The organism is Changpingibacter yushuensis (genome assembly GCF_014041995.1).
In the GTDB taxonomy this organism is placed as follows: domain Bacteria; phylum Actinomycetota; class Actinomycetes; order Actinomycetales; family Actinomycetaceae; genus Changpingibacter; species Changpingibacter yushuensis.
On sequence record NZ_CP059492.1, the window covers coordinates 338582 to 364506 of the forward strand.

23 protein-coding genes, 1 tRNA gene and 1 pseudogene are annotated in these 25925 nt (G+C 60.8%); 16 read left to right on the forward strand and 9 right to left on the reverse strand.

Annotated elements, in window-relative coordinates; genetic code table 11:
* The first annotated feature begins 92 nt into the window (after positions 1-92).
* On the forward strand, positions 93-1220 hold the full coding sequence (locus H2O17_RS01400) for a DUF6667 domain-containing protein (protein ID WP_182050005.1): 1128 nt from the start codon (positions 93-95) through the stop codon (positions 1218-1220).
* Positions 1221-1380: 160 nt separating this feature from the next.
* A tRNA-Ala gene (locus H2O17_RS01405) sits at positions 1381-1456 on the forward strand.
* 398 nt (positions 1457-1854) lie between these two features.
* Here H2O17_RS01405 and H2O17_RS01410 read toward each other — a convergent pair.
* Positions 1855-3057, reverse strand: a complete 1203-nt coding sequence (locus H2O17_RS01410) for an IS1249 family transposase (protein ID WP_246311178.1) — start codon at positions 3055-3057, stop codon at positions 1855-1857.
* Positions 3058-3157: 100 nt separating this feature from the next.
* Positions 3158-4192, reverse strand: a complete 1035-nt coding sequence (locus tag H2O17_RS01415) for an integrase core domain-containing protein (protein ID WP_182050006.1) — start codon at positions 4190-4192, stop codon at positions 3158-3160.
* A gap of 127 nt (positions 4193-4319) precedes the next feature.
* Here H2O17_RS01415 and H2O17_RS01420 point away from each other — a divergent pair, with 127 nt between their 5' ends.
* Positions 4320-4580 (forward strand): hypothetical protein, encoded by a 261-nt coding sequence (locus H2O17_RS01420; protein ID WP_182050007.1) that lies wholly within the window; start codon positions 4320-4322, stop codon positions 4578-4580.
* Positions 4581-4615: 35 nt separating this feature from the next.
* Here H2O17_RS01420 and H2O17_RS01425 read toward each other — a convergent pair whose 3' ends face one another.
* Both H2O17_RS01425 and H2O17_RS01430 read right to left on the reverse strand, forming a co-directional pair.
* Entirely contained in the window at positions 4616-4819 is a 204-nt protein-coding gene (locus H2O17_RS01425) for a hypothetical protein (RefSeq protein WP_182050008.1), read from the reverse strand.
* A 360-nt stretch (positions 4820-5179) separates the two neighbouring features.
* Complete coding sequence (locus H2O17_RS01430; protein ID WP_182050009.1) at positions 5180-5782, reverse strand: IS1/IS1595 family N-terminal zinc-binding domain-containing protein; 603 nt, start codon at positions 5780-5782, stop codon at positions 5180-5182.
* 314 nt (positions 5783-6096) lie between these two features.
* Between H2O17_RS01430 and H2O17_RS01435 the strand changes: the two genes are divergently transcribed.
* The 9 genes from H2O17_RS01435 (at position 6097) to H2O17_RS01475 (ending at position 18061) form a co-directional block, all read left to right on the forward strand.
* On the forward strand, positions 6097-7368 hold the full coding sequence (locus tag H2O17_RS01435) for an IS3 family transposase (protein WP_220456730.1): 1272 nt from the start codon (positions 6097-6099) through the stop codon (positions 7366-7368).
* A 185-nt stretch (positions 7369-7553) separates the two neighbouring features.
* Complete coding sequence (locus H2O17_RS01440) at positions 7554-7934, forward strand: hypothetical protein (protein WP_182050010.1); 381 nt, start codon at positions 7554-7556, stop codon at positions 7932-7934.
* Between the two features lie 177 nt (positions 7935-8111).
* On the forward strand, positions 8112-9680 hold the full coding sequence (locus H2O17_RS01445) for a class I SAM-dependent DNA methyltransferase (RefSeq protein ID WP_182050011.1): 1569 nt from the start codon (positions 8112-8114) through the stop codon (positions 9678-9680).
* Positions 9677-10774 carry a restriction endonuclease subunit S gene (locus H2O17_RS01450; RefSeq protein ID WP_246311280.1) on the forward strand — a complete coding sequence of 366 codons (1098 nt, stop codon included), beginning with the start codon at positions 9677-9679 and terminating at the stop codon, positions 10772-10774. The genes H2O17_RS01445 and H2O17_RS01450 overlap by 4 nt, the downstream gene beginning before the upstream one ends.
* Positions 10771-11511, forward strand: coding sequence for a TIGR02391 family protein (locus H2O17_RS01455; RefSeq protein ID WP_182050013.1), 741 nt, complete (start codon positions 10771-10773; stop codon positions 11509-11511). The genes H2O17_RS01450 and H2O17_RS01455 overlap by 4 nt, the downstream gene beginning before the upstream one ends.
* Positions 11508-14642, forward strand: a complete 3135-nt coding sequence (locus H2O17_RS01460; protein ID WP_182050014.1) for a type I restriction endonuclease subunit R — start codon at positions 11508-11510, stop codon at positions 14640-14642. The genes H2O17_RS01455 and H2O17_RS01460 overlap by 4 nt, the downstream gene beginning before the upstream one ends.
* A complete protein-coding gene (locus tag H2O17_RS01465; RefSeq protein ID WP_182050015.1) occupies positions 14642-14863 on the forward strand; it encodes a restriction endonuclease in 222 nt (73 codons plus the stop codon). Before H2O17_RS01460 ends, H2O17_RS01465 begins: the two co-directional genes overlap by 1 nt.
* Positions 14864-14934: 71 nt before the next feature.
* A complete protein-coding gene (locus H2O17_RS01470; RefSeq protein ID WP_182050016.1) occupies positions 14935-16113 on the forward strand; it encodes an SIR2 family protein in 1179 nt (392 codons plus the stop codon).
* Positions 16106-18061: an ATP-binding protein gene (locus tag H2O17_RS01475; protein WP_182050017.1), complete on the forward strand. Its 1956-nt coding sequence runs from the start codon at positions 16106-16108 to the stop codon at positions 18059-18061. The genes H2O17_RS01470 and H2O17_RS01475 overlap by 8 nt, the downstream gene beginning before the upstream one ends.
* Positions 18062-18733: 672 nt before the next feature.
* Here H2O17_RS01475 and H2O17_RS01480 read toward each other — a convergent pair.
* Positions 18734-19147 (reverse strand): NAD(P)H-dependent oxidoreductase, encoded by a 414-nt coding sequence (locus H2O17_RS01480; protein WP_182050018.1) that lies wholly within the window; start codon positions 19145-19147, stop codon positions 18734-18736.
* A 212-nt stretch (positions 19148-19359) separates the two neighbouring features.
* Here H2O17_RS01480 and H2O17_RS01485 point away from each other — a divergent pair.
* Positions 19360-20067: pseudogene (locus H2O17_RS01485) on the forward strand (SDR family oxidoreductase); the annotation flags it as partial.
* Entirely contained in the window at positions 20064-21110 is a 1047-nt protein-coding gene (locus H2O17_RS01490) for a zinc-binding dehydrogenase (protein WP_220456795.1), read from the forward strand. The pseudogene H2O17_RS01485 and the gene H2O17_RS01490, both read left to right, overlap by 4 nt.
* An 89-nt stretch (positions 21111-21199) precedes the next feature.
* Here H2O17_RS01490 and H2O17_RS01495 read toward each other — a convergent pair whose 3' ends face one another.
* From H2O17_RS01495 to H2O17_RS01510, 4 genes are read right to left on the reverse strand one after another with little or no spacing between them, the layout of a single operon-like run.
* A complete protein-coding gene (locus H2O17_RS01495) occupies positions 21200-22117 on the reverse strand; it encodes an ABC transporter substrate-binding protein (protein WP_182050019.1) in 918 nt (305 codons plus the stop codon).
* Between the two features lie 25 nt (positions 22118-22142).
* Positions 22143-22826 carry an ABC transporter permease gene (locus H2O17_RS01500; RefSeq protein ID WP_182050020.1) on the reverse strand — a complete coding sequence of 228 codons (684 nt, stop codon included), beginning with the start codon at positions 22824-22826 and terminating at the stop codon, positions 22143-22145.
* The gene (locus H2O17_RS01505; RefSeq protein WP_182050021.1) at positions 22823-23494 is read right to left on the reverse strand and encodes an ABC transporter permease; all 672 of its coding nucleotides are present in this window, start codon (positions 23492-23494) and stop codon (positions 22823-22825) included. The genes H2O17_RS01500 and H2O17_RS01505 overlap by 4 nt, the downstream gene beginning before the upstream one ends.
* Positions 23491-24303, reverse strand: a complete 813-nt coding sequence (locus tag H2O17_RS01510) for an ABC transporter ATP-binding protein (protein WP_182050022.1) — start codon at positions 24301-24303, stop codon at positions 23491-23493. Before H2O17_RS01510 ends, H2O17_RS01505 begins: the two co-directional genes overlap by 4 nt.
* 93 nt (positions 24304-24396) lie before the next feature.
* Here H2O17_RS01510 and H2O17_RS01515 point away from each other — a divergent pair, with 93 nt between their 5' ends.
* Together H2O17_RS01515 and H2O17_RS01520 are read left to right on the forward strand one after the other, a co-directional pair.
* Positions 24397-24939 (forward strand): PadR family transcriptional regulator, encoded by a 543-nt coding sequence (locus H2O17_RS01515; RefSeq protein ID WP_182050023.1) that lies wholly within the window; start codon positions 24397-24399, stop codon positions 24937-24939.
* Complete coding sequence (locus H2O17_RS01520) at positions 24936-25922, forward strand: zinc-binding alcohol dehydrogenase family protein (protein ID WP_182050024.1); 987 nt, start codon at positions 24936-24938, stop codon at positions 25920-25922. The genes H2O17_RS01515 and H2O17_RS01520 overlap by 4 nt, the downstream gene beginning before the upstream one ends.
* Positions 25923-25925: the final 3 nt, after the last annotated feature.

Here is a 25925-nt window from a genome sequence, read left to right on the forward strand (position 1 = left end):
CAGAACGTCCACTGGACATTCCCACGGCGATTATCAGCAACACGCGGTGAGACTTCCCGATGAAATGATCGGGCAACTACTAACTTTGAATTGTGGAGTTCCAAGGGTATGCATTCGCGGCTGTGATTGCGCTCTTGCTCGCCTACGTCATTCCATATATCTATCGTCGCCGGGCGGTTTTGGCCGAGGCCCGAATCGATGAAAGATACGCTGAAGAACTTCGCCTACTGCAGGTGTCGGGATCAAACGATCCTCAATGCTTCGCACACGGGGATGAACCACACGGAACACTCTTCTTTCGCCAACCGGAGGTCATGATGAGCAAGAGCGAGAAAGCCGCCATTGTGGATGTGCGCGCTCTTGCCAAGGACCGGGCACGGCGGCGAGCACGCATAGCTAAGCGTGCGGCAAACCAGAAGCGTGGATACTTGGCCGCTGGAATCGTCACTGCGCTCGCGGCCGTGGCGTGGATCTTGGCTTTCGTTGCATCGTTCCCCATTGCCGTAGCAGCCGTAGCCACCGGTGCTGCCGGTGTGGCACTTATTGGCTTGAGCTACGTCCGCACGGAGATCTCCAAGGCTGACTCAGCTGATCGCCGCATTATCGAACAGATTGACAAGAAGCTCGCTGCCAACAAGAGTTCGGCGCCGCGGCGCTCGCGCGAATCGGCTTCGGAACCGGTTGTGAGTGCGGAGTCTGGCAATGCGGCGGCGTCGTCGGAACCAAAACTTGCGGACCACCAAGACAAAGTGGAAAAAGAAACCACAAAGGCACAGCGCTCCGGAATCTCGATGAGTATCGAGGCGGGATTCGTCACGGATCAGGTGGTTGGCGATTCTGATACCAGCGTGAACGCGGAGGAGACGCCCACAGCGAAGGCAACGGGTGTGAAGCGCGTGGAGTCTACCGCGAGCGAGGCCACGCGAAAGGCCCCGGAGGTAGGGCGCACGGTGGCAACGGAATCGGCCGAGGCGGCGAGCCCTGCGAGGGCCGCGAAGGCGACCGCGCCGAGTTACACGCTGAAGAACCGGACAATTGAGAAGCGCACGGTGGCGCCATACCAGGCGCCGGAAGTGGCGGAGGCGTCCGTGCCCTACCGCCCGAAGAACGTGGGCGAACGCCTTGACGATAGCGAAGAGGTCAAGAAGAACCACAAAGGCACTGACGGCCTGGCGGGCGGATCCATTCTGGATCAGCTGCTGGATCGTCGCAGGGCTTAGGCGGGCAGGGCTGCCGGACAGGGCTGCCGGACAGGTGGTCTCGGGTGGGACGCGACTGTAGGTGACTTCTGGTGGCCCACATGGCGAGAGCTCGCGTGGGGCAAGCAACACGGGCCGATGTGCGAAACATTCGAGCGTGGTGCTAAGCTTTTTGAGTCTTGGGGCATTGGCGCAGTTGGTAGCGCGCTTCGTTCGCAATGAAGAGGTCAGGGGTTCGAATCCCCTATGCTCCACCATTGTGAAGTCTCGCGACATCGTTCCTCGGTGTCGCGAGACTTTTTTGTGTTTTTGGCGCGGGGGTGTCTCGGGTCATCGTTCCGGTTTGTGTGGGGATGTCTCGGGTCATCGTTCCGCTGGTGTCTCACGTCATCGTTCCGGTTTGGTGGGTGGGTGTGGGCTTTTTGGGTTGGTAGTTGTGGGTCGGGTCGATGGTGTGTTCGGCGATGATTTCACCGGTTGTTTTGTTGATGACGATGGTGTTGTTGGCGTGGATGAGGATGATGATGGTCGCGCCTGTGTGTGCTCGGCCGATGCCTAGGTGGAGGAGTTTGCCTGCGTAGCGCAGGGTGGCGTGGCCGTCGGGGTGGGTTAAAGGCCAAAAGTGGTGTTTTTATTTTGGTGGGTGTGTTGCGGTTTAGTGTGATCGTCCTGCCCAGCCTTTTCGGGGCCAGAGGCCTTCTTCTTTGGTGAGTGCGGTGTCGTAGTGGACGGGCATGTCCCCGACGGTGGGTTTGAGTTTGGCTTTGGTCTTTCTCTTTGGGATTGTGCGGCGTTGTGGCCTGCCAGCTGTGTTCCATTCTCGGAGTATGTGGCTGGCTGATTGAGGGTTTTCGGTTGTGGAATGCAGGTACCAGTTGATCATTGCTTGCATGTGTGTTTCCGTCATTCCCCGATGTGCGTAGGTGAGTGCGCGGATGCGTGAGTTGATTGATTCGACAGGGTTCGTGGTGCGTTCCTGTGGCGGGTCGAAGTCGAGGAAGGCGAAGAGGCTTCCCTCTTGTTGGAGGCGTGCCAGGCGGTGGTAGACACGCCTGTCACGTTCATGGGTGTACCACCATGTTCGCCCTTCCCGACGCTGGGAGGCCGGGACATCACGGGCCCAGGTTCGTTCCGTGAAATAGGCCTGGTACTGGGTGTGGAGCTGGACAAGCAGACCAGACCAAGCCGCTGCTTCCTGCCGGGTTTTGACTTTCAAGAGTCGGATGGATAAGCCATAAAGAGCTTTCCCTGCAGGGGTGGCAGGACGGTGGGTCAGATCGCGTAGGTTGTTGCGGTGAACATGGACCAGGCAGCGTTGAACAGGAGTATCAGGCCACAGGTCATGGAGGGCTTTCAGGGCTCCACCGGCCCCGTCGGTGGTGACAAGACAGGGAGGAGCGATCTGGTCCAGTAACGCCATGTAGGCGGCTTTCGTTTCGCGTGTCGTCCACTGCCAGGTAACAACATGACTCTGGCTACGAGCGATCAGCAGGCACCAGCCGTAGGGAAGGTAGATGCCGTCAATGAAGACTTGGGAGTAGACCTCGCCTGTTGGTTCTACCTGCGGAGTAGGAATGCTCCAGCACCATTGCCAGTCACGGCGCTGAGTTCTCAGGCTGGTGCCAGTCATGTGTGCCTGTGTGCTGGTGCCCGTCACATATTCAAGGAATCGGGTCAGAACAGCTGTGTCGGTAATATCTGGCCGTCCAGCACTGAGGCGGTGTGGATCTTGGCCGCAGGTCGCGCACCGGTATCGGATTCTTCCGTTGCGGTACCCATTCTTCAGGACTGGGCCACACGCGCAGATGGAGCAGGGTCGTGTTGATCGTTGTCTTCCCACACACCCATATGCAGGCATTCCAAGGCGCTACCACATAACCAGAGGAAAGTGGGAGAAGCAGACACAATCACGCCTCATCTTGCCTCACAAGCAAGACGATCCCGACCTTTCCCCACCATCACACCGAAAACCCAGACATAAAAACACCAATCCTGGCCTTTAACCCGTCGGGGTCGACTTTGTCGTGGCGTACTCTCCAGATCTGGTTGAAGGCTTCCATGGTGGGTTCTGCTGTGGGTAGGGCCGTGTAGGCCACTGCTGGTGTTGTGCGGTTGAGGGCTCGGTGGGGCCGCTCATGGTTGTAGATGTGGGTGAACTGGTTGAGTTGTGTGTTGAGTTCGTCGAGGGTGGTTGATGGGCCTGCTGCTGTCAGCCATTGTTTGAGGGTTTGGTGGAAGCGTTCGATCTTGCCTTGGGTGGTGGGGTGTGCGGGTTTCCCGTTCTTTTGGGTGATGGACAGGTCGGCTAGGAGTTGTTCGAAGCCGTTGGGTTGGTTGCGTTGTCCAGTGTTTCCGCGGGCTAAGCGGGTGGTGTAGACCATGGCGTTGTCGGTCAGGGTGGAGGCTGGTGGACCGTAGGTGTCCATGGTGGTGGTGAAGGTGTCGATCACGATCGGGCCGGTGATGCGTGGGTGGGCGGAGGTGTGTAGGAGGAAGCGGGAGTGGTCATCGAGCCAGGAAATGATTTCAGTGTCGGTGCCATCGCTGAGTGGCCAGTGGGTGAAGTCTGATTGCCACATCTGGTTGGGTGCTTCGGCTTGGAAGCGGTGCCAGGAGGTGCGGGGTCTTTTCTGGGGTTGGGCAGTGATCTTGTTATGGCGCGATAGTATGGGCCAGATCGTTGCTGGTGAGGGTCGTGATTGTGGTGGTAGGCGGTCCCAGATGGATTGAGCTCCTGGGTCGAGTCCTTGTTCGATGAGGTCGTCTCGTAGGGTGAGGATGGCGGTGATCATGTCCGGATCGGTGGTGGCGGGGTTGGTGTGTGGGCGGCGTGAGCGTGGGTCAACGGCCAATAGTCCGCCCGTTGTGTAGCGGGCTAGCAGGATGCGGATCCATCGGGTGGACACGTTGAATCTGGTAGCGGCTTCGGTCTGGGTTAATCCGCCTTCAGTGATGGCGAGGACGATGACACTGTTCCTGTTCGAGGTATTCATACCGGAACGATGACGCGAGACACAGCCGGAACGATGTCGTGACACACCCAGGGAACGATGTCGTGAGACAGAAAACGGAACGATGACGTGAGACATACCGGAACGATGTCGTGAAACCACACACCCTATGCTCCACCATGATGCTCTTACTCGAACCCTCGACAAGAGCAATGAGATTATCGGACAGTACGTCCAGGGAGAGCCCGCCGGTTTCGGCGGGCTCTTTCGTTTGCCTCGCGCTGACGGGGGTGGCCGGGCGCTGTGTGCGTCGTGCCTCGTGGACGAGCGTTCGGATGTCTGGGCCGTAGATGACGTCGAACGGTGTCTGGTAGGTCGTATCAATCTGGTGCCTGCCGTCGTCGTCGGTCGTGACGAGGAGCTGGGTTAATACCCAAAACGTGGGTCTAATGGCGGCGTGTCGTGTTAGTTGTGGATCCATCCTGTGCGAATTGTCAGGCCATCTTCCCAGGATGCTTGGGTGTTGATGGTGGTGTCGAGGGCTGCTGGTGTGTGGGCTTCTTGTGGTGGTTGTGCCTGGGCGGGTGGGGTGGTGTTGGTGATGAAGCTGGTAATGGGTTCGGTGTTTAAGGATCGGCTGGAGAGGTAGTAGTCGATGGCGGTGATCATGTGGGCCTCGCTCAGGCCGCGGTGGTTGCGTAGGAAGTCTTTGAGTGGGGAGTTGATGCCTCCTTCTAGGGAGTTTGTTGAGCTTGCTAGGGGTGTGGTGACGTTGAGGGTGGTGTCTAGGAAGGTGAAGAGGACCCCGGTTTTGTCGTATGTGTCCAGGGAGTGGATGATGCGCCGGGCCCCGTAGTGGGTGTACCACTAGTGTTTGTTTCCTCGGGCGTGGGCGGGAGTAGCGGTGGCGGGGAGGTGGTCGCGGTAGGTGCGTTCACCTAGCCAGGGATCATAGAGGTCGTGGAAGGCGGCGAGGGCTTTCTGCCAGGTGATGGCCGCCTGGATGCTGGTGATTCTGGTTAGGTCCAGTCATAGGCGGTAGAGAGCCTGATGTTGGATGGTTGTGGGTCGGGTGGTTGTTACGGTGCGTATGTTGCGTTGGATATGGACAAGGCAGCGTTGGATGTGGCTGGTTGGCCATTGGTCTGTGATTGCTGCCAGGGCTCCGGCGTGCCCGTCGGTGGTGACCACGATGGGTGGTGGAATCTGTGCGAGGAGTGCGTGGTAGGCGGCTTTGGATTCCGTGTCACATAACTGGTAGGCGATGATTTTGCCGTTGGTTTGAGCGGAGAGCAGGCACCAGCCGTAGCCGATGTAGGTCCCGTCGAGAAAGACTTGATCATAGACTTCCCCGGTGATCGTCCAGATCGGGCGGGTCTGCCAGCACCAGGCGTGGTGATGGTCCCACGTGGTGTGTGGGATGTGGGTGACGCGCCGGGGAAGGGTGTCGGTGACATAGTCCAGGAACTCGCGAAACTCTTTGGCTCGTGCTTTGTCGGTGAGTTGCTGGGTGAAGCTATAGCGGCAGGGGGCGCAATACCAGCGTTGGCTACCAGTAGCTGTGCGTCCCTTCTTCTTTGTTGGAGAGCCACACAGAGGGCACCGGCGAGCATGTGGGGAGAGAGTTTTCACCCAAGGCACATAACCCGAGCAGTGTCAACGAAGCAACCCCTTTAACGACCAGATCATTAACGACCCCGACCTTTCACTGCTATCACAACGAAAAACCAAGATTTAAGACCCACGTTTGGGGGTCTGGACAGTTTTCCGTATCTTTTCGGGAGGCTTGTATGAGGGTTGTGTATTCAGCTGAGCAGAAGCGTGTGGCTGTGGCGACGTTCCGTAGGTTGGGTTCGTATGTCAAGACGATCCGGAAGTTGGGGTATCCGTCTCGGCATGTGCTCCATGATTGGGTGCATCAGTCTCGTCGAGGTCGCAAACCGGTCGTGAAGAGGCAGCCTGCCCGCCACTATCCATGGACTGTTAAGTTGAGCGCCGTGGAGCGGATGAATGCTGGCCAATCAGTTAAAGACATTGCTGGGGATCTCGGCATTGTTAACCATATGCTGTTGTATAAGTGGATGCGGCTATGGAACCAAGAAGGTGAGCGGGCCCTGATGACTAGACGTGAGAAACGCGAGGCTGATGGGTTAGCCACTCGAGCTCAACTAGAGAAGTCATTGCCGGATGATCCTGACGAGTTGCGTCGTTTGGCGGCCAGGCTTCTAGTGGAAAAGCATGTGTTGGAACACGAGCTTGATCTGGTAAAAAAAGACGGGGGCGTCATCCCGGGACAACTGTCGAACCTGAACAAGACACGCATCATTGACCGGTTGCGTGCTCGTCTTCCTTTCGTGATGCTGCTGGAGGCGTGCGCGATCTCGGCCAGTAGCTACCACTATTGTCGGGGTGTGCTTGAACGTCCCGACAAGTATGGCGAGCTCGCTGGCAGGATTGAGAAGATTGCTGGCGATTCGGGCTTTACGTATGGTTCTGCACGGGTCTGGCTCAAACTCAAGCGTCTTGGGGTGACTGTTTCTGAGAAGGTTGTTCGTCGTTTGATGAAAGAACATCAGATCCCGGTTTATTACGCTCACCGCAAGCGTCGCTATTCCAGTTATGAGGGAGAGACAAGCCCGGCCCCAGATGATCACGTCAAGAGGAATTTTCATGCTGATGAGCCTGACAGACTATGGCTCACTGATGTCAGTGAGTTTGCTGCTTCGGACGCCAAGGTCTATCTCAGCCCGATGATTGATTGCTGTGATGGGAAAGTGGTGGCGTGGCAGACGAGTCGACGACCGGACAAGGTGATGACGCAGTCGATGCTGGAAGCTGCGATCGCGAGTTTGCCTACCGAGCGCCACGACGCTTTACGTGATGATAAGGAAGCTATCCCACTGATTATTCATAGCGATCGTGGTGGACATTACCGGAGCGCTGAATGGATCGAGACCACGAAGGCTGCTGGGATCACCCGCTCGATGGGAAAGAAGGGATGTAGTCCCGATAACGCGGCCTGTGAAGGATTCTTCGGACGTATGAAAACGGAAATGTTCTACGGTCACACCTGGACCAGTGCCGCACAGCTCGAGACGGCAATCAATGATTACCTTATCTTCTATAACACAGAGCGCTTGAAAACATCCCTTGGAGGCACCATCCAAGAAAACCGTGACAAAATGGAGAAACCAGAACCATCCAGAAAACAGTCCTGACCCCCTTTTGGGTATTAACCCCGCTACGACCCGGGGACGCTGCCGAAGACGGTGGCGCTAGAACCGACGTACGCCGCGACGCCTGCCTGCTGATAAACGTCGAGCCATACCCGTCCTGGGACGAGAAGCTGAACCGGGCGCTGCAGTCGTGGCGGGACAGCGCAGCCCGTCAGGCTCGCCGTCTGATGTTCGCGAACGACCGTACGTGTGAAGACTGCCGCCGTGATCCGTACGTCATCATCGCCCAGCTGGAAGACGACTCCACGGCGCATCGGTGGCCACACTGGATGCAGCACACACTCCGGGAACACCTGATCGACGTGCGCGGTGAGCTGTCCGAAGCGCTCGCCCTCCGTCCCTACGCCGGAGCGACGATCGCTGCGTACCTCGACGGTGCCGGGCTCCGACCACGTCATGCGTGGGATCAGACGAAGCAACAGGCTGTGCAGATCGTGACCGAACAGGCCGTGCTCGTCGACCTGTGGCTGCGCTACCGGATGGCGACGCTGGCGCCGTGGCCGAAGCGGGTGCGGCGGGCGGCTCTTCACGAAAAGCGCCGGTCATGAGATAATTGGCGTAGATCGCGACGCTCGGTTGAGCCCGTCAGGCTCCCCGTCGCGACAATCTCTCGGCATCGCCTCCGGCGCGGCACCTTAGCGGTGTCAGTGGTCGTCGGTAGCATGGGACACGCCCCGAGGGCACAACTTAAGACGCGCCCTGCGGCGCGGAGGAGATCCAACAGCATGGCACGCGCCGCGAAGCCGAAACCGACGAAGACACTCGAGCAGACCCTCTGGGAGGCTGCCGATAAGCTGCGCGGCAACCAGGAGCCCAGCGAGTACAAGCACGTCGTGCTGGGTCTGGTGTTCCTCAAGTACGTCTCCGACCGGTTCGAGGAGCGCCGCGAGCAGCTCAAGGGAGAGCTGGCAGCGGAGGGTATCAAGCCCGAGCGGATCGAGTCGTTCCTGGAGGATCGGGACGAGTACACGAGCCAGAACGTCTTCTGGGTGCCGTCTCTCGCGCGGTGGGGCTACGTGCAGTCGGTGGCCAAGCAGCCTAAGATTGGCCAGCAGATCGACCAGGCGATGGATCTCATCGAGAAGGAGAACCCCTCCCTGCGTGGCGTGCTCCCGCGCAACTACGGACGGGACGGGCTCGACAAACGCCGCCTCGGTGAGCTGGTCGATCTCATCGGGTCGATCGGCTTCACTGAGGCCGACGATCACGGCGCAGATGATGTGCTCGGCCGTGTGTACGAGTACTTCCTCGGCCAGTTCGCAGGCAAGGAGACCGGCAAGGACGCTGGAGCGTTCTACACCCCGCGCTCCGTCGTCCGGACGCTGGTGGAGATGCTGGAGCCATACAAGGGTCGCGTCTATGACCCAGCAGCAGGCTCGGGCGGCATGTTCGTCCAGTCGGCAGAGTTCGTAAAGGCCCACGGCGGCAAGCGCACCGACATCTCCGTGTATGGCCAGGAGTTCACCGATACAACGTGGAAGCTCGCAAAGATGAACCTCGCGCTGCGGGGCATCGAAGCTGACATGGGCTCGCACTCGGCGGACTCATTCACCGAGGATCTCCACCAGGACCTCCGCGCTGACTACGTGATCGCGAACCCGCCGTTCAACGTCTCTGACTGGTGGGATGCGAAACTCGGTGATGATCCTCGCTGGAAGTACGGCACACCTCCCCCGGGTAACGCTAACTTCGCGTGGGTCCAGCACTTCATCCACCATCTCGCCCCCAACGGCACGGCGGGCTTCGTGCTCGCCAACGGGTCGCTGTCCTCGAAGAGCAGCGGTGAAGGCGAGATCCGTCGCAAGCTCGTCGAGGCAGGGTTGGTCGACTGCATCGTCGCCATGCCAGACAAGCTGTTCTTCAACACCGGCATCCCGGTCGCTCTGTGGTTCGTCTCGAAGGGACGCGCCGGTAACGGGCACCGAGAGCGGCGTGATGAGGTGCTATTCATCGATGCGCGCAAGCTTGGCCAGATGGAATCTCGCAAGCTCCGTGTACTCGACAACGACGACATTGAGAAGATCGCAGGAACATACCACGCATGGCGCAACCACGACGGCGGCTACGAAGACATAGCAGGGTTCGCGAAAGCTGCGAAGATCGAAGAGATCGCGACGCACGACTACGTGCTCGCGCCAGGCCGGTATGTAGGCGCTGCCGAGGCGGAGATTGACGACGAACCGATCGAGGAGAAGATCGAACGCCTCACGAACGAGCTGTTCGCGGAGTTCGAGCGTGGCCGCGAACTCGAGAATGAGGTAAGGCGTCGGTTGAGCGGGTTGTCAACGTTATGAGACATTTGGCTTTCGAACCTACCCAAACTACCTGGGGAGACTTGGTAACTGTCAAGCAAGGTAAGTATGTAGCGAAATCCAATCTGGCTTCTTCGAGGTCGGAGGACGCCCCGGTTCCGACCGTCGGAGCGAATGGTGTACTCGGTTATGTGTCGAAACCTTCCTATCAAAGACGGGTACCGCTGGTGACCTGTCGTGGCTCGAACTGTGGGCTTATTCAATACCCACTCGAACCTGTATGGGTCAGCAACAATGCCATGGCGCTGGATGCGGGAACCGACGAGGCGAACTCATTCATCTACTACTTGGCGTTGAATACGGATTTCAACGACGTGGTTTCTGGATCAGCCCAGCCACAGATAACTGCCGGTCCCTTGAAAAATAAGGCTGTCAGTGTTCCTCCACGGGAATACTGGCCTGCTATCGCCGCGACGCTCGGCGCGCTCGACGACAAAATCGAGTCAAACCGACGAGCGGTAACGATTGCGGAGCATCTAGGGGATGCATTGTTCGCAGCTGCCGCTAGCGAGTCACGGCTGCTCTCGGACGTTGCGGACATCACGATGGGAAGCTCGCCGAAGGGTGCAGATCTCAACGAGGACGGCGATGGTTTGCCCTTTTACCAGGGCACGCGCGACTTCGGCGTCCGATTCCCGTCGCTGCGTGTCTGGACAACCGCCCCCGTCCGCACAGCTGCAAAGAGCGACACGCTCATGTCGGTGCGCGCCCCGGTCGGGGAGCTGAACCGAGCGAGCGCCGACTGCTGCATCGGGCGCGGTGTGGCGGCTATCCATAGCGATACTCACCCCAGCACGCTCTACTACGCCATGCGAAGCTCGTCGAGCGCCTGGGACAAGTTCCAAGGCGAGGGGACCGTGTTCGCTTCGGTGAATAAGACCGATGTGCACGGTGCCGAGATTCGTTGGGCCGGTGATGGCGCGCTTCTCGAGCTCGAGGACAAGCTCCGTGTTATCGATGCTCGTATCGAGTCGCTCGAGAGCGAAACCCAGCGTCTGACCGCCCTCCGCGACGCCCTCCTCCCCGAGCTGCTCTCCGGTCGCATCCGCGTCCCTGCGGAAGGAATCGCAGCATGACAGGGATCAACGTCGATTGGGCTCTTGGGGAGCTGGACAAGTTTATCCAGCAGACTGTGCTGACGAACAACAGCTATGTCGGTAACGGCGTAGTGTCGCTCTCCAACAAGTCCAGCACCGCCGCCGCGGACGCCGAAGTGGCACAGCAGGCACAGGTCGTGGAGAAGATTCTTGATCGCGTGATTCCCGGCTGGCGCACGGACATCGAGTTGCGCAAGAGCAACCGCTGGACACGGCACCGTGAGGCGGCTATCCGCGCGAAGGCGGAGCTGGAGCGTCAGGAGGAGATCCGCAAGAACCTTGGCGATGACGCTCCGGAGTTATCGGCTGCGAACCTGCATCCGTGGGTCTGGGGCGGCGCGTCGTCGCTGTGGCACTCGGGGCACTTCCGTGAGGCTGTCGAGGGCGCGATCCGCAAGCTGAATGCGGAGACGCAGAACAAGCTCGGTCGTCGTGATGTGAGCGAGACAGATCTCTTCAACCAGGCGTTCAGCGAACAGCCCGCTGCTGCGAAGAATCCGCGTCTGCACCGTATGCCGGATGACGGCAGCAAGACCTTCAAGTCGGTGCAGCGTGGTGCTCGCATGTTTGCCGAGGGTGTATTTGCTGGTATCCGTAACCCGCTTGCGCATGAGGCTGACCAGGAGATGCCAGAGCAAGAAGCGCTGGAGTACTTGGCGGCGCTCAGTGTGTTGGCGCGCTGGGTGGATGAATCGACGTTGGAGGTTGCATCGTGAGCGCGTTCAACGAGAACACCGTCGAGCTGGCTGCGTTGGAGTACTTCGCGGAGATGGGCTACCGCGCCCTGCACGGGCCGGACATCGCTCCTGGCGAGCCGGGCGCGGAGCGCGATTCCTATGAGGAGGTGTTCCTTTGGGGTCGGCTGCGTGATGCGATCAGGCGGATCAATCCTGGGACTTCCCCTGCCCTTGTTGACGAGGCGATCAAGCGGGTGCGGCGTGCGGAGTCGCAGAGCCCGATCGATGAGAACTACCGGCTGCACCAGCTCATCACGGAGGGCGTGCCTGTTGAGCATCGGGATGCCGACGGTGCGCTGCGTACGACCAGGTTGTGGCTGGTCGACTATGAGCAGCCGGAGAACAACGACTGGGTGGCGATCAACCAGTTCACGATCGTTGAGAACGGTAAGAACCGTCGGCCTGACGTGCTGGTGCTCGTCAACGGTATGCCGTTGGCGCTGCTGGAGCTGAAGAATCCGACGGCGGAGCATGCGACGTTGAAGTCAGCGTGGAATCAGGTGCAGACGTACCGGCAGGACATCCCATCCGTGTTCGTGCCGAACGCAGTGACGGTGATCTCTGACGGTACTTCGGCGGCGATGAGCAGTTACGCGGGGGCGTTCGAGCACTATGCGCCGTGGAAGACGATCGAGGGTCGCGAGGTTGTGAGCGATCACCCTGCGCTCGAGGTGCTTATCAAGGGTGTGTTCGAGCCGAAACGGTTCCTCGACATCGTCCAAAACTTCGTCGTCTTCAGTGACGAGACCGCGACCGACAAAGCCACTGGCCAGCCGACGCGGGTACTGGTGAAGCGAGTGGCGAAGTACCACCAGTACTGGGCGGTAAACGCAGCGGTCGAGTCGACCGTGCAGGCGTCCCGGCCTGATGGTGACCGTCGTGGTGGTGTGGTCTGGCATACCCAGGGGTCGGGCAAGAGCTTCGAGATGGTGTTCTATGCCGCGAAGATCATGCGCGATCCACGGATGGCCAATCCGACACTGGTGTTCATCACCGATCGCAACGACTTGGACGACCAGCTGTTCGGGGAGACGTTCGCCCCGGCCCGCATCCTGCCAGAGACCCCGGTGCAGGCAACGACCCGTGCCGACCTGCGTTCGAAGTTGAAGCGCGCGTCGGGTGGCATCGTCTTTACAACGCTGCAGAAGTTCGCTCCTGGTGAGGATGGCGATGCCAACCCGGTGCTGACGGATCGGCGCAACGTCGTCGTCGTGGCGGACGAGGCGCATCGTAGCCAATACGGCTTCGGTGAGACGCTGGATCGTCACGGACGCTTGCGCTCGGGCTTGGCGAAGCATATGCGCGATGCCCTGCCCGGCGCCACGTATCTCGGCTTCACCGGTACGCCGATCGAGTCGAACGACAAGTCCACACGTTCGGTGTTCGGTGACTACGTCGATGTCTACGACCTCACTCGTGCGGTCGAGGACGGCGCGACGGTGAAGATCTTCTACGAATCGCGCCTAGCGAAGATCGACCTGTCCGACGATGACCTTGCCGCGCTTGACGAGCTGGCGGATGAGATCACCGAGACCGTCGAAGAGGATGCGGCCACGGCAGCGAAGTCGCGCTGGTCGCGTTTGGAAGCCATCGTCGGCGCCGACTCGCGCCTCGACCTGATTGCTCGGGACATCGTTGAGCACTGGGAGAAGCGGCGAGAGGCGCTGTTCGGTAAGGGCATGATCGTCACGATGAGCCGTCGTATCGCGGTGCGGCTTTATGAGAAGATCGTCGCGCTCCGCCCCGACTGGCATTCTGATGACCCGGCTAAGGGCAAGATCAAGGTCGTCATGACCGGATCGGCTGCCGATCCGGCCGAGTTCCAGCCGCACATCTATCCGAAGGACGTCCGCAAGGATCTCAAGCTCCGGGCGAAGAATCCCGACGACGAACTTGAGCTGGTGATCGTGCGGGACATGTGGCTGACTGGGTTCGATGCGCCCAGCATGCACACGATGTACGTCGATAAGACCATGCAAGGTGCCGGGCTGATGCAGGCAATTGCCCGCGTCAACCGCACATTCCGCGACAAGCCCGGCGGACTCATCGTCGACTACATCGGCGTGTTCGCGAACCTCCAGGCAGCACTGGCGGAGTACTCCCCTTCCGACCGTGACCAGGCCGGCGTACCGATCGACGAGATGGTCGCCGTCATGCTGGAGAAGCACGACATCATCCGAGGACTGCTGCACGGCGTCGACTACGACTCCTCGCCGTCACTCACCGCCTCCCAGCGCCTGGCGGAGTACGCCAAGGTGCTCGACTTCGTCATGGCCGACCCCGACCGCACGAAGCGCTTCAACGACCAGGTACTCGCACTGGCCAAGGCGTTCGCTCTGGCTGGAGCGCGCGACGAGGCGGCAGCGATCCGCAACGACGTGCGCCTGTTCACTGACGTGCGTGCAGCCATCTTGAAGATCCAGAACCCGGATTCTGGGCGTGGCGGCTCCGGCGCTGTCGAGATCGACACCGCGCTCGGGCAGCTGCTCAACGAAGCGGTTGCCGCCGACCAGGTGGTTGACATCTACAAGCTCGCCGGTGTCGAGACGCCAGAGCTGTCGATCCTCAGCGATGAGTTCCTTGACTCGCTCGCGGAGAAGGACAAGCCCAACCTGCAGATGGGGTTGCTGCGGCGCCTCCTCAACGACCAGATTCGCACCGTGCAGCGCACCAACCTCGTGCAGGCGCGAAAGTTCTCCGAACTGCTCGACGAGGCGATCAATCGGTACACGAACCGATCGCTGACGACGGCGGAGATCATCGCGGAGTTGGTGAAGCTCGCCAAGCAGATGCGGGACGACCAGAAGCGTAACGAGGAGCTGGGGCTTTCTGCCGCGGAGGTCGCGCTGTACGACGCGATCGCCCAGAACGACGCCGCGGTCATGCACATGGGCGATGAGACATTGAAGAAGATCGCTGTCGACCTCGTCTGGGCTGTCCGTACCAGCGTCGTCATCGACTGGGATCAGAAGGAGAGCGTCCGCGCCGCGATGCGCTCGAAGGTGCGACGCTTGCTTGCCAAGTACGACTACCCACCTGATGCCGAGAAGAAGGCCATCGAGTTGGTGCTCGAACAAGCCGAACTGTTCGCACGTGGAGGAGCAGAGTAATGCCTGTGCGGTTGTTGGAAATCGAGAACCGCAAGCCGGTGATCGACAAGCAGAGATGCCAAGGGAACTGGATCTACATTGTTCAGGATACTAAGAGCACACTCCACGACTCGAAGCTCCACCCGACCGAACTCGCCATGATCAAGTCCGCCAAGCGCCACTTCGAAGCCATCGGCATTGACGACTACGCACGGGCAGTGCCAGGAGCGTCGAAGCTATGACAAAGAGCGAACTTCGCGTGACCACTCCCTCGGCTAGCGCTGAGCCAGCTGATGGACTGACAGTCGAGCGCTTGCGGACGATCGTGCAGGACTCGCACCTCAACTTCTTGATCGGCGCTGGCACCTCTAGTCCCTACTTCGAGCAACTCGGCGATATCGAGAACGTGCTCACCGAGATCGGCGATTACTCTCCCGACCGCCCGGAAGCAAACCTCGTGCGCGCCTCTTTGCAGGGCTACTTCTTCGAAAAGGTGCTGCTGCCCAACCTGCCGCTCTGCGCACGTGAACCGATCGCGCGCCCCCTACTCAAGTCTTACGCGCGCTTCGTCAGCACGATCAACCGCATCCTGTTGAGGCGACGAAGCACGCTACTGGGCAAGCAGGCAAATGTATTCACGACCAATGTTGACCTGGCTTTTGAGGTTGCCCTTGAAATGCTCGAGATCGACACGAACGATGGCTTCGCTGGGAAGCTCCGTCCCCGCCTTGATCTTGGCGAGTACGGTACCCTTCGTCTACGCCAGGGAACGCGTTACGAGTACCGGTCCGAGATCCCGGTCGTGAACCTCTTCAAGATCCACGGATCGGCCGCGTGGCGTCAGGAGGGCGACGAGATCTACTTTGACCACCAGCTTTCGAGCGTCAGACAAGTGAAGGCTGTCTTCGACGTTGCAGGTTCGGAATCCAGCTTGCTGCCGATCTCAGACCCGGACGACGTTAAGGCAGATCAGCTACTTGAGGCAGCTCAAGGTAAGACCCTCGACGGCGCGGGAGAGGCATTCGCCGCCGCCTACGAAGAACTGAGCATCGTCAATCCCGAGAAGACGAAGTTCGCGACGACCGTCTTGAACAAGACCTACTACGAACTGATCCGTCGACTCGCGAACGAGCTCGAAAAGGAGAACAGCGCGCTCTTCGTCCACGGCTTCTCGTTCCGCGACGAGCACTTGCGTGACCTTGTATTGCGAGCAGCACGTACAAACCCGACGCTGCAGGTGATCGTCTTCTGCTACTCGCGCGACGGCAGAGAAGAAATGCGCGCACTGTTCCCCGAAGAACAGGTGAAGAACGCGAATATTTTGCTTGTCGCACCACACGAGCCGAAAGAAGGCGAGGATGAGCGCAAGCTCGCCATCGACGTGCTAGTCGACGACTATCTGCTCGCATTGCTAGCGGAGTCGCCTGCGACTGCGGACCATGTGATCGAACTGAAACTTGGTGAGCCGTCGGAGATCTCCGGTGATGACTGACGACGAAGCGCGCCTCCAGCGCGACGCGGTTTTCGGTGTCGGAAGAGTTGTCTCGGTTGAAGGCCGGCGCGTTCGGATCGCAGTTGACAAGCTCAAGAACAGCTCTCACCTACTCTACAAGGGCAACATCGTCCGCAATGTCGCCGTAGGCAGTTACGTCAAGATTGCCAAGGGCTTCAATGAACTGGTAGCGGTAGTTGACGGTGAGCGCGTCGAGGAAGATCGCGGCGCCTCAAAGGACTACCGCCGCCCCACAGACGCGCTACGCCGCGCTCTCGACGTCAGCTTGATTGGCTATTTAGAGAACGGCGAGTTCCGCCGAGGCGTCCGCGAAATGCCATTGCTGGACAACGAGTGCTTCATTCTCAGCGAGAAGGAATTCGAGGCGATCCACACTTTTGTGCACGATGGTGAGGAAGCCCTTCCGCTTGGTACACTTGCGATGGAACCAACCCAACCCGTCAACATCGGCGTCAATGGTATTTTCGCAAGCCATGTCGGGATCTTCGGCAACACCGGGAGCGGCAAGTCCTATACGCTCGCGAAGCTCTACCACGAGCTGTTTGCACAGTTTGGCGGCGAGCCAGGGTTCGCCCAGCGATCCCAGTTCGTTCTCATCGACTTCAATGGTGAATATGTCAACAACCGGGACGATGTGCCGTCGTCCTCGGTCATCGCGAAGCGCGACCTGAAGGCGGAGTACAGGCTCTCCACGCGTCGGACGGACGGAGATCGACTGCCGCTACCGAAGTCAGCAGTGCACGATCCAACATTTTGGAACATTCTCCTCGATGCCACCGAGAAGACGCAGGCGCCCTTCGTTAACCGAGTTCTTAAGAGCGAGTACTGGGAAGAACTCATAGACGATGGTGGCGACCTCATGGCGGCCATCACGAATCTGTTCATTAGTGCTACGCACAACACGGACCCATCGGTCGACAGGCGGCTACCGATCAATTTCTTGGAGCAGATCGCGACCTGCCTCGGGGGTGCCACGTCCGACGGATTCAAGGCGTTGATTGAAGAGGTGAACAACAACCTTGACTTCCGCAGTGGTCAGTCGAATTCGTTCTACTGGAAAGCAACCGCTGAGTATGCCAATGCTGCCAACCCGGCATGGGATGCAAGTATGCGAACGAAATTTGGTGCCGTTACTCAGGACTTCACCTCCATCACGGACGTCGATCTGGTCCGCTTCAAGCTTGTTATGCAGTTCTATCGCGACATCATCCACGGGTACGCGAACCGCGAGCATATCGGACCGTTGATCAAACGGCTGGACGAGCGAATCGACAGCATCAAGCGGCTGATTGTTGTATCGGATGACTTGTTCGTATCGAAGCCTTTGACGGTGGTATCGCTTCGTGATGTCAATTTGGACATGCGGAAGGTGCTTCCGATGATTCTTTGCAAACACCTATACGAAACGAAGAAGGCGGCGCCTCGCGCGAGTGACGGATACCTCAATCTGATCATCGATGAGGCACACAACATCCTGTCGTTCGAGTCGGCCCGCGAGAGCGAAGCCTGGCGCGACTACCGGCTCGAAACGTTCGAAGAAATCGTCAAGGAGGGACGAAAGTTCGGCGTGTTCTTGACGATCGCCAGTCAGCGTCCGCACGACATCTCGCCGACGATCATTTCCCAATTGCACAACTACTTCCTGCATCGCCTAGTGAACGATCTAGACATCCGCGCGGTGGAGAGAGCCGTCGCGTACCTGGATGGCGTCTCGTTCGAGTCCTTGCCAATTTTGCCGACCGGCGTATGCATCCTCGCTGGGGTGTCGGCCCAAGTCCCCGTCATGCTGAAGGTCGGCGAGATGGCACCCGAGTATGAGCCCGATAGCCGCACGATGTCTGTAACAGAGGTCTGGTCAACACCTCGCCCTAATCCCAGAAACAACGTAGCTTCTCAACCGGTTGGCGACGAGGAGCCGCCGTTCTAGCGATCAACGTTTTGGCATACAGGCGGATCCCGAGCCTCGCCAGCCACCGCAGCGCCTGTCACTTCCCCTTCCCACCGCGCGGCGGACGCATCTCGATGCCAGCCGCCATCAGCGCCGTGCGGATGGTTGTTGGAGTCGAGCCGAACTCCTTCGCGACTGTCGCGAGCGACGCACCCTGGACATACCGGAGCACGGCGCCCTGTACTTGCTCCCGTGTCAGTCCTCGGCTCTCGTTGCGGAGCGGAACGCACCTGCGCTTGCAGATCTCGCTGACCGTGGCGCGATGGATGTGGAAGCGCTCAGCGATCTCCTTGACCGAGACGCCAGCCTTTTACAGCTCAACAACTTCGAGCTGTTGCTCGATCGGCAGGTGTAGCTGCGGCTTGCGCCCTCGCCGCCCAGAAACGGCCTGTGACGCCGTTTCCGGCGCCTTGGAGGGCTCTGCCGGCTCTTGACCAGGCTGGGGCGGGCAGCCCGCCCTGTAGGCCAACAGAGGCCGCCATTCTTTGTAATGGTTGCTGCCGAGGCCCACCAAACAGGCCGAGTTCGAAACTTGCCCCGCAGAAATGCGGGGCAAGTTTCTTTTTCGGGGGAGGGTTGGGGCCCATAAGCCAAGGTTGGGGGCGTCTCGCCTCGGGGCTCCTGAGCGAGGATGGCGGCAGGCCATCCTTCTTATTTGATGCGGGGCCGCGCTTCGCGAACGATTGCATCGACAACATCTTGGCTCGCCGCCCGCAGCTGCTCGGTCGGGCCGAGAGCCCTGTCCCACAACCAGGTCCAGCTCGTTGATCTGAATCCGCTGAAGTTGAGAATGCCGGTCTCGATCTGCGTCCGCATTGCGTCGTCATAACCCCGACTGCTGTACCCGGCTTCATTGCCCCCAGTGATTGCAAGGACGTGCGCCGATAGATGAGCGACCACGGAGAAGCGTGACGTGGATCGCGAGAAAGATCGACGACTGGTGAGAACCCGGTCGAACCACCCTTTCAACTGGGCAGGCATCGCCCACCAGTACACGGGAAAGACGATGATCAATGCGTCGGCCTGCAACAACAGGTCATGTTCTCTTTGCACGTCATCTGGCACAGGGGTGATGCTTCCGTGTAGGAACCCTCGTTAGGTGGAGAGGTCGCCCGGGCTGACGACGATCTACACATCGCACCGATTCCAGGCGCGAAACGAGTCTCTCGCTTGGAGGAGAACGTTGCCGCTGACGCTCTGGTGCTCGACGCCGATCAGCTGGCCGCCCCGCCGTCGCCGAAGCACTTCGACAGGGACATACGGTCCGGGCGCTCGTCCGCGATCGGGTCAAAGCCGAGCGCCAGCTGCCCACCGAGGCTGAGATCGTCGTCGGGGATCTCACGCGCCCGGAAACGCTCGACGACGCCGTCGACGGAATCGGCGCCATCGTCTTCACCCACGGCTCGACGACGCGTGAGGCGGACGTCCGTGAGATCGACTACGCAGGCGTCGCGAACATCCTCGCGGCTTTGCGCGGGCGCCGAGCTCGGATCGCGTTGATGACGGCAGTCGGCACCACCCGTCCCGGCGCGGCGTACGCGGCTTGGAAGCGCCGCGGCGAGCGGCTCGTCCGTGGCAGCGGCAACGACTACACGATCGTCCGCCCCGGTTGGTTCGACTACAACGACGCTAACCAACGCCGCATCGTGATGCGCCAGGGAGATACCGCCCAGTCCGGCAGTCCCGCAGACGGCGTCATCGCGCGCGACGAGATCGCACGGGTCCTGATCGACAGCCTCAGCGCCGAAGCGGCGAACCGAAAGACTCTCGAGCTCGCTGCTGAGAGAGGCAGTGAGCAAGACGACCTTGCACCGGTCTTTGCGGCGCTCCGTCCCGACGATCCCGCGGCGCTGGATGGGGTCCTAGATACGAACACAGTGCCCGTGGAGCAAGAACCCGCGCGGTTCCGTGACGACTTGGCCCGAATCCGACTGACCGATCACGGGATCGGCCGTGACTACAAGAAAACAGAGGAACCACGATGAAAGCAGTCTTCATGTATGGGGCGGGCGATGTTCGCGTCGAGAACGTCCCTGACCCTTCGATCCAGCAGCCAACGGATGCGATCGTCCGTATCACGCGATCCTGCGTATGTGGATCCGACCTTCACCCGTACCACTCGATGCCGGGGAGCCAGCATGGCAGAGCCATGGGCCACGAACTGATCGGCGTGGTCGAGGAAACAGGCCGCGACGTCACCACGGTCAAGCGCGGTGACTTCGTGATCGCCCCATTCGCTTATCAGGACAACACCTGCGTGTTCTGCCGCGAGGGCGTGCAAACCTCATGCTTGCACGGGGGCTTCTACGGTGGCCCGGAGACCGGCGGCCTGCAGGCGGAGCTCGCCCGCATCCCTCAGGCTGACGGTAGCTTGGTCGTGGTCCCCGGCGCGGCGAACGACTTCAGCGAGGAGATGCTCGCCTCCCTACTGACCTTGTCGGATGTCTACCTCACCGGGTATCACGGCGCGCATATGGGAGGTGTCGAGGCCGGCAAGACCGTCACCGTTATCGGTGACGGAGCAGTGGGCCTGTCCGCCGTGCTGGCATCCCGACAGCTCGGTGCAGAGCGCATTATCCTGATGGGCCGACACACCTCCCGCACTGACTTGGGAGTCGAGTTCGGTGCCACGGATGTGGTCGCCGAGCGCAGCCACGAGGGCATCGCGAAGGTTATGGATCTAACTTCAGGTGAAGGCTCGCACGTGGTCATTGAGGCGGTCGGCCACATGCCGGCCTATGAGCAGGCCTATGGGGTCGTCCGGCCCGGCGGGATCATCTCGCGCGTCGGAGTGCCGCAGTACGAAGAGGCGCCGATCGGTTTCGGCTCGTTGTTTGGGAAGAACGCCCGCTTGGCCGGTGGGCCCGCGCCGGTACGCGCCTACATGGAGCGCGGGATAGAGCAGGTCCTGGGCGGCGAGATCATCCCCGGCAAGGTGTTCGACCGCTCGCTTAGCCTCAGCGACGCTCCGGCAGCCTACGCAGCCATGGACCACCGCGAGGCACTGAAGGTCATGCTCACGGTTTAATCATCGATCGGATCAACCCAGCTTGGCCCGCCACACCTCTGCCGCCCATGACAACACAAGCGCAAGGGCTTCGTGAAGAGACTCGCTCGTCAGCTCAGGTCTTGGTCGGCGAGCCAGTCCGCGGCGATCGTGCTCGCCGGCAGTCCCTCGTTGACGCTACGGGCATTGAGGGCGATCAAGTCCTGGGGACCCATGGCGGCGCTGACCTTGTTGATGATCGCGGCGGCGTCGTCGTCGACATTGTCACTGGCGAGTGGAACAACGTGGGAGGCGAGGAACAGGCCCTTGGTGTCTTCGAGGGACACGAGGTTGTTCTCGCCTATCGAGGGGTCTGCGGTGTAGATAATGGCGAGTTGGATGTCGCCGTCGTTGAGGGCCTTGACCGTGAGCGGTCCGCCACTATCTTCGATCGGGGTGAACCCGACCTCGATGCCGTAGGTGTTCAAGAGTCCTTTGGGGCCGTTGGGGCGGTTCTCCCCCTCGGAGTTGCCGCCCATGATGAGCGGCATAGTGACTTTCGCGAGATCGTCGATCGTGGTGAGACCCCACGTGTCTGCGAATTCTTGGGTGACGGTGTAGGAGTCTTGGTCGGTGGCTGGGGACTGGTCGAGGACGCGCAGCCCGTCCGGGGTGGCCGCCTGGAGCGCGGTGAAGACGTCGTCGGTCAGGCGGGCGGTGGTGTCGGGCTCCCAGTATTGGAGGAGGTTGCCGGTGTATTCGGGGAAGAGATCGATGTTTCCGGCTTCGATCTCAGGCAAGTAAACCTCGCGTTGGCCGATACGAAATTGCCGGTCGACAGTGTAGCCAGCCTGTTCAAGGGCCTGTGCATAGACCTCGGCAATAATCTCGTTGGAGTAATAGTCTTGGGAGCCGATAACGATCGTCTGAGAGGACGTTGTCTGGTTGGTGTCGGAGGAAAGTGGGTCGCTGCTGCCGCAGCCCGCTAGGGCGAGGGATCCGGCTAGAGCAAGCGCGCCGAGTACGGCGGTCGTGATGCGGTGGGACATGGCTGGGTTCCTTCTCTTGTGGTGATCAGTGGCGTGGAGTGGACAAACGCGCGGGTTCGGCGATGTGGTTGGTCAGGCGTTGCACCGAGGCGAGAACGAGTTCTAACAGGAGCGCGAGTGCGATAACCAAGAGTGCTCCGGCGAGCATCTGGGGGTAGTCGCGTGATTTCAGTCCCGCGAACAGGTAGCGGCCCAGCCCGGTGTCGGATGTGTAGGCGGCCAAAGTCGCTGTCGCCACGACCTGGAGCGTGGCTGCACGTAGCCCGCCGACAATGACTGGTAGCGCAAGAGGTATCTCCACGGCGGCGATCACCTGAGCGTGGCTCATGCCGATCGCGCGGGCTGCTGCGGGCGTGGCCGGATCTATGGACTGGATGCCGGCGTAAGCGCCGGCTAACAGTGACGGTATCGCCAAGACGATCAGGGCGAGGAGCGGCGCCTGCACTCCAATACCGAGTGCTAGGCCGAATAGAGTGAGCAGTCCCAAGGTGGGAATGGCTCGAGCGGCACCCACTATCGCACCGATCGCGCCAGCCCCGCGGCGGGTGTGCCCGATGAGCACCCCGACGGGAAGCGCGATGAGCGACGAGGCGACGACGGCCACTGCGGTAATGGCCAAGTGCTGGCCTATTCGGGTGGGGATGGCGCCTGTGCCGGTCCAGTGCGCGGGGTCGGACAACCACGATAACGTCTCGATAAACATGTTCATCGTTGTGTCCGTCCATCGGGGACATGATCATTCCAGGTGGTGCGCCTCCACGGGGTGATGGCGCGTCCGATGGCGAGCAGAAGCGCGTCAATGAGCAGCGCGAGCAGTACCGTGACGATCACGCCGGTGGCAACCTCGGCGGCGATACCACGCTGGAAGCCGTCAGTCAGCAGGGTACCCAGACTGGACACGCCAATGAGCGCCCCAATGGTAACGAGCCCGATCGTGGAAACCGCCACCACACGTAGCCCGGACAACAGCACGGGCACTGCAAGTGGCAGATCGACTTGCCAGAACACGGCCCGTGGTGAGTGCCCGATTGCCACCGCAGCATCCCGGATGCGCGCATCAACCGACGTGAAGGCGTCCGCGGCGGTGCGCACCAAGAGGGCGACGCCGTACATGGTCAAGGCAATGGTCATCGTTGCGGGCGAGCGAAGCGGGGTGCCAACGATCACCGGGATGACGATGAGCAGCGGCAGCGCCGGAATTGCGTAGAGCAAGCTTGCTGCCCCTAGCAGTGGTCCGCCGACGGTCGGGCTGCGGTAGGCAAGACGCCCAAGCGGGACCGCGATGAGTGCGCTCAACACGATCGCGGGAAGGCTCAGCACGAGGTGGTCGCGCGCGAGCACGACCACCTGAGTCCAGTTCAGGATCAGCCAACTCACGACGTCATCACTCCGACTGGGCGGCCGTCGCCGTCCACCGCGATGGTTCGGCCGCCCACGGTCTGCGTGTGGAGTGTGCGCTCGGCATGATTGGCACCCACGAAGTCGGCCACGAAGTCGTCTGCCGGAGCGGCGAGGATCTCTGCTGGAGTGCCGCGCTGTGCCACGACACCGTGGTCGCGGAGTACAACCACTTCGTCGCCGAGCCGGAACGCCTCGTCGACGTCGTGGGTGACGAACACGATCGTCTTGCCCAGCTCCTTCTGTAGCCGCAATAGTTCGTCCTGCAGCTCACGGCGCACGATCGGGTCTACCGCTCCAAATGGCTCATCCATCAGCAGGATGTTCGGATCGGGTGCGAGGGCACGCGCGACTCCCACTCGCTGCTGCTGACCTCCGGAAAGCTCACCCGGATACCGGCGGGCGAGCCCGGCGTCCAATCCGACACGCCCCATCAACTCAGCGGCCTTCTGCCGAGCCGGTGTCCGACTTAGGCCGTTCAACCGCAGCACGGTGGCGACGTTGTCCAGCACGGTGCGGTGCGGCAGTAAGCCGCCAGCCTGCAGCACATATCCGATTGAGCGTCGCAGCGAGACCGCGTTCCCGGCCTGAACATTCTGGCCGTCAATCAGAACCCGGCCACGGGTGGGCTCAACCATGCGGTTCACCATCCGCAGCAGCGTCGTCTTGCCCGACCCCGACGACCCCACCAACGCAACTGTGCGATGTGACGGCACGGTCAGGGAGAACTCCTCGACGGCCACCGACCCACCGGGGTACGTCTTTGACACGGCCTCAAACTCGATCACGTCGGCTCCTTCCGTTCCCTGCACCGAAAATACTACATGCCACGCTATACCTCGAATCGTGGTATAGCGAATCGTGGTGATAGTGTTGGACACATGATCGAGTTGATGATCTTGGGCTTTCTCGCCGAAGGCCCGCTGCACGGCTACCAACTACGCCGCAAGATGGAGCAGTTGCACGGCCACGCGCGCACCATCAGCGACGGCACCATCTACCCGGCAATCAAACGGCTTATTGCCTCCGGGGCCGTGACTCAGAAACTGGAGCCCGGGGCCGGTACAACCACGCGCCGGACCCTCAGCCTCACACCTGCCGGACGGCAACGACTCCGCAAACTCATACGCGACGCCGACGGGCACGACATCACCGACGGAAGCCGATTCTTCATTGTGCTTGCCTTCCTGTCGCTGCTTCCGGACGAGAAACAGCGGCGCGCTGTGCTCCAGCGCCGCCTCGACTTCCTCGACCAGCCAGCGAGCTTCTTCTACGCAGGAGAAGAGATGCAGCGGATCGCAGACATCACGGACCCTTATCGGCGTGGCATCCTCATCTCCGCCCGCGCCACCCGCACCACCGAGATCGCCTGGCTTCGCGAACAACTCGCTCCACCACCGGCCGGAAGTGAGGAACACACGTGACCGCCACCATGCGCGCCGTCGTCCTTGACGAACCCGGCCCCGTCAGCAACCTACATCTACGGAACCTCCCGATTCCTGAACCCGCACCCGGGTGGGTCCGCATCAAGATCAAGGCGTTCGGCCTGAACCGTTCCGAACTGCACACCCGCCTCGGCTACGCCGGGGACGCAGTCACCTACCCGCGTGTTCTCGGCATCGAAGCTACCGGCATCGTCGACGCCGACCCTTCCGGTACGTTTACTACCGGCCAGCAAGCGATGACGATGATGGGCGGAATGGGTCGCACGTTCGACGGAGGCTACGCCGAATACACCTGCGTCCCCCTCAACCAGGTCATCCCGTTCCGATCCAACCTGGACTGGGCGACCCTCGGCGCGATCCCTGAGATGCTCCAGACCGCCCACGGCTCCCTTACCATCGGTCTGGATGCACGGCCGGGGCAGAGCCTCCTTGTCCGCGGCGGCACCTCCTCAGTTGGCATGGCCGCCGCGATCCTGGCCAAACGGCTCGGCATGACCGTGCTGTCCACAACACGCGACCCCGGCAAGACCAGCGCCCTCACCCGCATCGGCGTCGACCATGTACTCATCGACGACGGCGCCGTTGCGCCCCAAGCGCGCATCTTCGCGCCCGGCGGAGTCGACGCGGCTCTCGAACTCGTCGGTGCCCCAACCCTGCCCGACACCCTCCGCGCCACCCGGGTTCACGGCGTGGTCTGCTTCACTGGCATGCTCTCCAACCGCTGGATTGTCAAAGACTTCTATCCGATCGGCTACATCCCGAGTGGCGTCCGCCTGACTGCCTACGCCGGCGAAGCTACAGATCTTCCCGCGGATGTCCTCCAGAGTTTTCTCGACGACGTCGCCACCGGTCACGCCCCCGTTCCCGTCGACACCGTATTCACTCTGGACCACATCAAGAACGCGCACGGGCTAATGGAGTCCGGTCATGCCCGGGGCAAGCTCGTGGTCCGCGTTGATTAGTGC

Coding starts and splice junctions, on each gene's coding strand:
- H2O17_RS01410 (WP_246311178.1), bottom strand. CDS start 3,057: ATGCCTGCATATGGGTGTGTGGGAAGACAACGATCAACACGACCCTGC.
- H2O17_RS01415 (WP_182050006.1), bottom strand. CDS start 4,192: ATGAATACCTCGAACAGGAACAGTGTCATCGTCCTCGCCATCACTGAA.
- H2O17_RS01420 (WP_182050007.1), top strand. CDS start 4,320: ATGCTCCACCATGATGCTCTTACTCGAACCCTCGACAAGAGCAATGAG.
- H2O17_RS01425 (WP_182050008.1), bottom strand. CDS start 4,819: ATGATCACCGCCATCGACTACTACCTCTCCAGCCGATCCTTAAACACC.
- H2O17_RS01440 (WP_182050010.1), top strand. CDS start 7,554: ATGTTCGCGAACGACCGTACGTGTGAAGACTGCCGCCGTGATCCGTAC.
- H2O17_RS01445 (WP_182050011.1), top strand. CDS start 8,112: ATGGCACGCGCCGCGAAGCCGAAACCGACGAAGACACTCGAGCAGACC.
- H2O17_RS01450 (WP_246311280.1), top strand. CDS start 9,677: ATGAGACATTTGGCTTTCGAACCTACCCAAACTACCTGGGGAGACTTG.
- H2O17_RS01455 (WP_182050013.1), top strand. CDS start 10,771: ATGACAGGGATCAACGTCGATTGGGCTCTTGGGGAGCTGGACAAGTTT.
- H2O17_RS01465 (WP_182050015.1), top strand. CDS start 14,642: ATGCCTGTGCGGTTGTTGGAAATCGAGAACCGCAAGCCGGTGATCGAC.
- H2O17_RS01475 (WP_182050017.1), top strand. CDS start 16,106: ATGACTGACGACGAAGCGCGCCTCCAGCGCGACGCGGTTTTCGGTGTC.
- H2O17_RS01490 (WP_220456795.1), top strand. CDS start 20,064: ATGAAAGCAGTCTTCATGTATGGGGCGGGCGATGTTCGCGTCGAGAAC.
- H2O17_RS01495 (WP_182050019.1), bottom strand. CDS start 22,117: ATGTCCCACCGCATCACGACCGCCGTACTCGGCGCGCTTGCTCTAGCC.
- H2O17_RS01500 (WP_182050020.1), bottom strand. CDS start 22,826: ATGAACATGTTTATCGAGACGTTATCGTGGTTGTCCGACCCCGCGCAC.
- H2O17_RS01515 (WP_182050023.1), top strand. CDS start 24,397: ATGATCGAGTTGATGATCTTGGGCTTTCTCGCCGAAGGCCCGCTGCAC.